Consider the following 7,804-nt stretch of genomic DNA (forward strand, 5'->3'; position numbering starts at 1 on the left):
CAGGGCCATGATCTGGTCGCCGTCGACGACCTGGCCCTTCTCGTCGCAGATGATCAGGCGGTCGGCGTCCCCGTCCAGGGCGATGCCGATGTCGGCGCGGTAGCGCTTGACCGCCTCGGCCAGGGTCGCCGGATGGGTCGAGCCGCATTCGGCGTTGATGTTCAGTCCGTCGGGCGACACGCCCACGGCGCAGACCTCGGCGCCCAGTTCGAACAGGGTGGTGGGCGCAACCTTGTAGCCGGCGCCGTTGGCGCAATCGACGGCGATGCGCAGGCCCTTCAAGCTGAGGCGACGGGGAAAGGCCTGTTTGGCGATCTCGATGTAGCGCGCCTGGGCGTCGTCGATGCGTTTGACCCGGCCCAACTGTCCCGAGGCGGCCAGCCCCTGGTCCAGGCCCTGGTCCATCATGGCCTCGATCTTGAGCTCGATCTCGTCGGACAGCTTGTAGCCGTCCGGGCCGAACAGCTTGATCCCGTTGTCGGCGTAATCGTTGTGCGAGGCCGAGATCATCACCCCGAGGTCGGCGCGCATCGAGCGGGTCAGCATGGCCACGCCGGGCGTCGGCACGGGACCGAAGGTGCGCACGTCCATGCCCACCGAGGCGAAGCCCGCGACCAGGGCCGGCTCGATCGTATAGCCCGACAGGCGCGTGTCCTTGCCGATGACCACCAGGTGGCGGCGGTCGTCGCCGGTGTTGAACAGCTTGCCAGCCGCCAGGCCGACGCGCAGCGCCACCTCGGCGGTCATCGGATGGACGTTGGCGCGGCCGCGAATGCCGTCGGTGCCGAAGTATTTTCTGTCGCCCACGCGGTGGTCCTCAGTCTCGGGTAACGTTGCGAAACCCCAATTTTGATGCGGCCGGCCTTAAGATTGCATAGACGGCCGTTGGGGCATCGCTCGCGTGGCTTAGTCCCTGTTCGCCGCCAGTGCAAAGCGGCGCTTCCTGTTCCCCCTGGCGGAGTTCGCGGCATGTGCGGCATCATCGGCGTCACCGGCAACGGCCCCGTCGTCCCCCGGCTGATCGACAGCCTGAAGCGGCTGGAATACCGGGGCTACGATTCCGCCGGCGTGGCCTGTGTGGTGGACGGCCATGTCCAGCGCCGCCGCGCCCAGGGCAAGATCCGCAATCTGGAGGCCGTGCTGGCCGCCGAACCGCTGACCGCCACGGTCGGCATCGGCCATACTCGCTGGGCCACCCACGGCGCGCCGACGACGGCCAACGCCCACCCGCACAAGGCCGGGCGCGTCACCCTGGTCCACAACGGCATCATCGAGAATTTCGCCGAGCTGAAGGCCGAACTGGCGGCCGAGGGCCATATATTCGAGAGCCAGACCGACACCGAGGTCATCGCCCATCTGCTGGATGCGGAACTGAAGACGGGCAGGGCGCCGCTGGAGGCGTTCAAGACGACGCTGGACCGGCTGACCGGGGCCTATGCGTTGGCCGTGCTGATCGACGGCGAGGACGACCTGATCCTGGGCGCCCGTCGCGGCAGTCCCCTGGTCGTCGGCTGGGGCGAGGACGAGATGTATCTGGGCTCGGACGCCTTGGCGGTCGGCCCCTTCACCCAGAAGATCAGCTATCTGGAAGAGGGCGACTATGTCGCCGTGACCAAGGCCGGCGCGCGGATGTTCGACGCCTCGGGCGCGGCCGTGGAGCGCGCCGTGGTGCAGGTGTCGGCGTCCTCGGCCATGGTCGAGAAGGGCGAGTACCGCCACTTCATGGAAAAGGAGATCCACGAACAGCCCGACAGCGTCCAGCACACCCTGTCGGAGTATCTCGACCTGGTGACCGGCAAGGCCAAGACAAATCCCGTCGACTTCGCCGCCATCGACCGCATCCAGATCGTGGCCTGCGGCACCGCCTTCTACGCCGGCCAGATCGGCCGCTACGCCTTCGAGAAGCTGGCGGGCCTGCCGTGCGACGTCGAGATCGCGTCGGAATTCCGCTATCGCTCGCCGGCGGTGTCGAAATCGACCCTGGCGGTCGCGGTCAGCCAGTCGGGCGAGACCGCCGACACCCTGGCCAGCCTGACCTGGTGCAAGGCGCAGGGGCTGAAGACGGCGGCCGTGGTCAACGTCCACTCCTCGTCCATGGCGCGCGAGGCCGAGGTGCTGTGGCCCACACACGCCGGGCCGGAGATCGGCGTCGCCTCGACCAAGGCCTTCACCGCCCAGGTGGCCGCCCTGCTGGCGCTGGCGGTGGCGGCGGGCGTGGCGCGCGGGCGCATCGACGCCGCGGCCGAGGCCGAACTGGTCAAGGCCCTGTTCGAAAGCCCGCGCCTGATCGCCGAGGCCCTGCGGATGGACGCCTCGATCCGGGCGGTGACGCAGGACCTGGCCAAGGCCGACGACGTGCTGTTCCTGGGCCGGGGCGCCATGTTCCCGCTGGCCATGGAAGGCGCACTGAAGCTGAAGGAGATCAGCTACATCCACGCCGAAGGCTACGCCGCGGGCGAGTTGAAGCACGGACCGATCGCCCTGATCGACGAGGCGACGCCGACCATCGCCTTGGCGCCGCTGGACGACGTGTTCGAAAAGACCGCGTCGAACCTGCAGGAGGTCGCCGCGCGCGGCGGGCCGGTCATCATGATCGCGCCGGAAAGGGCGCCCGATCCGCATGGCGCCGGCATCCGCCGGGTGCACGCGCCGGATTGCCACCCGCTGATCGCGCCCTTGGTCTATGCGGTCCCGGTGCAACTGCTGGCCTATTACACGGCCGTGCAGAAAGGCACCGACGTGGATCAGCCCCGAAACCTGGCCAAGTCCGTCACGGTGGAGTGAGGCCGGAGGCGGTCGCCAGCGCGGCGACGTCGGCGACCTCGATCCCGCCACGATGCAGGCGCACGGCGCCGGCCGCCCGAAGCGCGGCGGCGGCGTTCGACACCCCCGCGCGGCGCACGTGCAGCAGGTCCGCCAGGTCGCTCTGGCGCAGGGCGACCCTATTCTGACCGCCGCTTCGATGGACGTCGTGCAGCAGGGCGGCCAAACGCTGGACCAGGGTCAGGCGGGCGTGACGCAGCACCTCCTGGCGCAGGGCGTCGGTCTTGGCCGCCAGATCCGCCATCCGCAACTGAGCCAGCAGACCGGGCTCGATCGCCAGGACATCGTGCATCGACACCCGCGCTGCGCGACCGGATGTCAGCCACACGGCGTCATCTTCCGGCCCCTCCAGGCCGACCGCCTGACCCGCGCCCGCCAGACCCATCGACACCGCCGACCCCGCCCGTCGACGCGCCAGGACGCCCTCGAGCACCAGCAACACGGCGGGCGGGCCTTCCGCGGCCATGGCGGGTCGCCCCGGAGAGCCGGTCAGGTCCTGGGCGGACACCCCGCGCACGGCGAGGTGCGACAGCAGCGTGGAGGCGACGTCGGAGATGTTCATGATCCCGCTCGACGCCGATCCGGGCGCGGGCGCGATAACATGGGTTAAGCGCTCAGACGGGTTCGTTGCTGAGGCGCAGGTAGGTGGCGTCGAATTCGGCGATCTCGGCCAGTCGGTGCCAGTCCGCGATTTCGATTCGTCGGCCCGACCAGTTGACCACGCCCTCGCCGCGAAGCTCGGTGATCAGGCGGCTGACGTGGACGGTCGACAGGCCCAGGGCGTCGCCCAGGACCGACTGGGTCAGCGGCAGGTCGAAGGTCATGTCGCCCGCCTGGCCCGCCGCGCGCAGGCGCAGATAGAGCTCGCAAACCAGATGGGCCAGGTGGCTCAGGCCGCTGCGTCGCCCCATCGCCACCAGCCACTGGCGGTGGATGGCGGCGTCGATGATGGTGTCCAACCACAACAGGCGGCCCAGGTGCGGATGGCGCTCGGTCAGTTCGATCAGCCGGGCGTGGGGCGCATTCGCGATGACGCAGTCCGTCAGCGCCAGGACGCCGTGGTCCATTTGTTTCATCAGAAGGCTGTGCAGGTCGATGAAATCGCCCGAGACGTTGATCTCGGTGATCTGGCGCCCGCCGTCCCTCAGGGTCGAATAGCGCGCGGAAAAGCCCGAGATCAGCAGGGTGCTCTGCAGGGGGTGGCTGTGCTCGCGCACGATGTCGGCGCCGGCGGCGACGGTCCGGCTGGGGCCCAGCACGGTTTCCAGGGCGGCGATCTCCTCGGCGGACAGGGCGTCGCGAAGGGACAGCTTCTCGACCAGGGTGGACACCTTGGCGTCGGCGGCGGGCGTGCTCATCCTTGCGTTTCCGGCAGGCCTTCGGAGGCTGCGGCGGTTATGCTGACGACCGTGCGCCCGCCGTCGTCGGTGACGATCACGCTGAACGAGCCGGTGTCCCAGAAGCTGGCGCCCCGATACCTCAGGATTTCGCCCAGCACCGTGACCGCCTCCTCGCGCGCGGCCTCGACCCCGGCCAGTTCTTCACCCTGGTCGTCGCGAATGCGATCGCCGTTTTCTGTGTGGAAATAGTAGCGGGGCAAGCCGTCCTCCAGCAGCGGGTGAGGAGGGAAGCGAGCGACGCCGATTTTGGTTCAGGTCAGGCCGCCGCGGCGCGCTTGCGGATGCGGGCGATGCGGCGCAGGCGGCGCCAGAATCGGCCGCGTTCGGGCTCGGGATAGGGTTGCAGGTTCTCGACGAACTGCTCGGCCGAGGCGCGCCAGCTGAACTTCTCGGCGTAGGCGCGCACATTCTTTCGATCCAGCTCCAGACAGGCCAGGCAGGCGGTCTTCAGGTCCTTGTCGATCGCGCCGGCGTTCGATCCGGGGATGATGTCGATCGGACCGTGCGCCGGATAGGCGGCGACCGGCGTGCCGGCGGCCATCGCCTCCAGGATCACCAGGCCGAAGGTGTCGGTCCAGCTGGGGAAGACGAAGACGTCGGCGTCGCGGAAGCAGCGGGCCAGGTCCTCGCCGAACTTCGCGCCCAGGAACTTGGCCTCGGGGTATTTTTCCTGAAGCTCGGCGCGGGCGGGGCCGTCGCCGACGATGATCTTGGTGCCGGGCAGGTCCAGCTCCAGGAAGGCCTCGATGTTCTTCTCCACGGCCACGCGGCCGACATTCAGGAAGAAGGGGCGGGGCCAGTCCTTGCCGCCCATCTCGTCGAAGATGCGCGGCAGGTCGGGGTTGAACAGTTCAGTGTCCACACCCCGCGACCAGGGCGAGACGTTCTTGAAGCCGTGCTCCATCAGTTCGTCGCGCAGGGTCGGGGTCGCCACCATCAGCCGGCCCGACGGCTTGTGGAACCACTTCATGTAGGCGTAGCCGACCTGAACCGGGATCGGGAAACGGGCCGACACATACTCCGGGAATTTGGTGTGATAGCTGGTCGTGAAGGGCAGCTTCCATTCCACGCAGATGCGGCGCGTGGCGATGCCGATCGGCCCCTCGGTGGCGATATGGACGGCCTCGGGCTCGAAGGCGCGCAGCATCTCGCGAATCTCCTCCTCGGCGCCCAGGGCCAGCCGGATCTCCGGATAGGTGGGGCAGGGGATGGTCTTGAACAGGCTGGGCTCGATGACCTCGACCTCGTGGCCCATGCCGCGGCATTCCGCGACGGTGCGCGTCAGGGTGCGGACGACGCCATTGACCTGAGGTTCCCAGGCGTCGGTGGCCAGAACGATGCGCATGGAGGCGGGCGGACCCTGAGCCGTGAACGAAGGGCGGAACTTCTAGACCGTTCGGATGACGATGGCGAGACGGATGCTAGAGCGGCAACACCGTCGTGGACTTCACCTCTTCGAGAACGGCGTAGGTTCGGGTTTCGCGCACCCCCGGCATCCGCACCAGCACGTCGCCCAGAAAGGCGCGATAGGCGTCCATGTCGCCGACGCGGGCCTTGATCAGATAGTCGAAACCGCCGGCGACCATGTGACACTCCAGCACCTCGGGCTGTTTGCGCACGGCCTCGGCGAAGGCTTCGAACACGTCGCCGGTGGTGCGGTCCAGAAGCACCTCGACGAAGATCAGCAGGTCGCGGCCGACGCGCGCCGGGTCGATCATGGCCGCATAGCCGGTGATGACCTTCTTCTCGCGCAGGCGACGCACGCGCTCGAAACAGGCGGCGGGCGACAGGTTGCAGCGCCGAGCCAGCTCGGCGTTGGAAATTCGCGCGTCTGTCTGCAACACGCGCAGGATGCGACGATCGACGGCGTCAATGTCAGACATCGGAAAGCGGCCCACTTCACCGAAGAATCGTCGGTCAGGAACACTATCATACGAAGCACATTCCCTGAACTCAGGAATATACGGCGGAAATCCACAGGACATGACGCGCCGATGACGCCCCCCGCCTTTTCGCCTTCGAGCCTGGCCGCATGGGACGCGCTGGATCGCGACAAATTCCGCGACGAACGCGACGCCGTGGCCGAAAACCTGCTGCTGGTCCCGCTTGATCCGGCCGAGCGGGAGGCGGTGACGGCCGAGGCCGTCGCTCTGGTCGAGGGCGCCCGCCGCAGCAAGAAGCAGCAGGGCGTGGTCGAGAGCTTCCTGCAGCAATTCGGCCTGGGCACGCGCGAAGGTCTGGCGTTGATGTGTCTGGCCGAGGCGCTGTTGCGCGTGCCCGACGAGGAGACACGCGACCGCCTGATCGCCGAGAAGATCGGATCGGCCGACTGGGCCGCCCATCTGGGCCGATCCGACAGCCTGTTCGTCAACGCCTCGACCTGGGGGCTGATGCTGACGGGCAAGCTGGTGGACGTGGACGACCAGGCGCGCAGCGATCTGCCGGGCTTCCTGAAGCGCGTCGCCGGCCGGCTGGGCGAGCCGGTGATCCGCCAGGCCGTGGCCACCGCCGTCAAGATCATGGGCGAGCAGTTCGTGGTCGGCCGCACCATCGAGGCGGCGCTGAAGCGGTCGAACCGCGAAGGCTGGCTGTGCAGCTTCGACATGCTGGGCGAGGGCGCGCGCACGATGGCCGACGCCGACCGCTACGAAACCATCTACGCCCACGCCATCGAGGCGGTGGGACGGACGGCGACGGGGCGCGGGCCCGAGCATGGCCACGGCGTGTCGGTCAAGCTGTCGGCGCTGTCGCCGCGCTACGAGCCGGCGCTGGAGGCGGGGGTTTGGGACACCCTCTATCCACGCGTGAAGCGGCTGGCGCTGATCGCGGCGCGCCACGACATCAACTTCACCCTGGACGCCGAGGAGGCGGACCGGCTGGCCCTGTCGCTGAAGATGCTGGACCGGCTGGCGCACGAGCCCGAACTGGGCGGCTGGACGGGGCTGGGCCTGGCGGTGCAGGCCTATCAGAAGCGGGGCCTGGAGACGATCCAGCGGGTCGCCGACCTGGCCCGCCGGTCCGGTCGTCGCCTGATGGTGCGGCTGGTCAAGGGCGCCTATTGGGATACCGAGATCAAGCGCGCCCAGGTGTCGGGCCGCGCCGACTATCCGGTCTTCACCACCAAGGCGGCGACCGACCTGAACTATCTGGTCTGCGCCCGGGCCATGATCGAGGCCTCGCCCGCCCTCTATTCCCAGTTCGCCAGCCACAACGCCCACACCCTGGCGGCGGTGCGCCACATGGCCCGCGACCGCGGCGTGACGATCGAGCACCAGCGCCTGCACGGCATGGGCGAGGCCCTGTACGACGCCGCCATCGAGGAGTGGGCGGACGAGACAGTGATCGTGCGCGCCTATGCCCCGGTCGGCGGCCATGAGGAACTGCTGCCCTATCTGGTGCGTCGCCTGCTGGAAAACGGCGCCAACTCCTCCTTCGTCCACGCCCTCTTGGACGAGCGCGTGCCGGCCTCGGCCGTGGCGGCCGATCCCATCTCCCTGGTCGAGGCCCAGCCCGACCGTCACCCCAAGATTCCGGTTCCGAAAGACATGTACGGCGATCGTCAGAACTCCCTCGGCCGCGAC

Annotated in this window: 7 protein-coding genes and 1 pseudogene; 2 read left to right on the plus strand and 6 right to left on the minus strand. The window is 68.5% G+C overall.

Annotated features, from left to right (window positions below; all coding sequences use genetic code 11):
* Positions 1-807: pseudogene (locus tag B2U11_RS03610) on the minus strand (phosphoglucosamine mutase); the annotation flags it as partial.
* Positions 808-969: 162 nt separating this feature from the next.
* Between B2U11_RS03610 and glmS the strand changes: the two are divergent.
* Positions 970-2,784 (plus strand): glutamine--fructose-6-phosphate transaminase (isomerizing), encoded by a 1,815-nt coding sequence (gene glmS / locus B2U11_RS03615; RefSeq protein ID WP_292070021.1) that lies wholly within the window; start codon positions 970-972, stop codon positions 2,782-2,784.
* Here the strand turns inward: glmS and B2U11_RS03620 are convergent.
* The 5 genes from B2U11_RS03620 to B2U11_RS03640 all read right to left on the minus strand — a co-directional run bounded on the left by B2U11_RS03620 (position 2,771) and on the right by B2U11_RS03640 (position 6,106).
* The gene (locus tag B2U11_RS03620) at positions 2,771-3,385 is read right to left on the minus strand and encodes a helix-turn-helix domain-containing protein (protein ID WP_292070022.1); all 615 of its coding nucleotides are present in this window, start codon (positions 3,383-3,385) and stop codon (positions 2,771-2,773) included. The genes glmS and B2U11_RS03620 overlap by 14 nt on opposite strands.
* Before the next feature lie 52 nt (positions 3,386-3,437).
* Complete coding sequence (locus B2U11_RS03625) at positions 3,438-4,181, minus strand: Crp/Fnr family transcriptional regulator (protein ID WP_292070023.1); 744 nt, start codon at positions 4,179-4,181, stop codon at positions 3,438-3,440.
* The gene (locus B2U11_RS03630; RefSeq protein WP_292070024.1) at positions 4,178-4,423 is read right to left on the minus strand and encodes a DUF6894 family protein; all 246 of its coding nucleotides are present in this window, start codon (positions 4,421-4,423) and stop codon (positions 4,178-4,180) included. The genes B2U11_RS03625 and B2U11_RS03630 overlap by 4 nt, the downstream gene beginning before the upstream one ends.
* Positions 4,424-4,479: 56 nt before the next feature.
* A complete protein-coding gene (locus B2U11_RS03635; protein ID WP_292070025.1) occupies positions 4,480-5,568 on the minus strand; it encodes a glycosyltransferase family 4 protein in 1,089 nt (362 codons plus the stop codon).
* Between the two features lie 76 nt (positions 5,569-5,644).
* Positions 5,645-6,106, minus strand: a complete 462-nt coding sequence (locus B2U11_RS03640; RefSeq protein ID WP_201216837.1) for an Lrp/AsnC ligand binding domain-containing protein — start codon at positions 6,104-6,106, stop codon at positions 5,645-5,647.
* Positions 6,107-6,217: 111 nt separating this feature from the next.
* On the opposite strand from B2U11_RS03640, the gene B2U11_RS03645 reads away from it, so the two are divergent.
* Positions 6,218-7,804: proline dehydrogenase family protein (locus B2U11_RS03645; protein ID WP_292070027.1), on the plus strand; the 1,587-nt coding region annotated here is incomplete at its 3' end.

This window comes from Brevundimonas sp. UBA7534 (genome assembly GCF_002479325.1).
In the GTDB taxonomy this organism is placed as follows: domain Bacteria; phylum Pseudomonadota; class Alphaproteobacteria; order Caulobacterales; family Caulobacteraceae; genus Brevundimonas.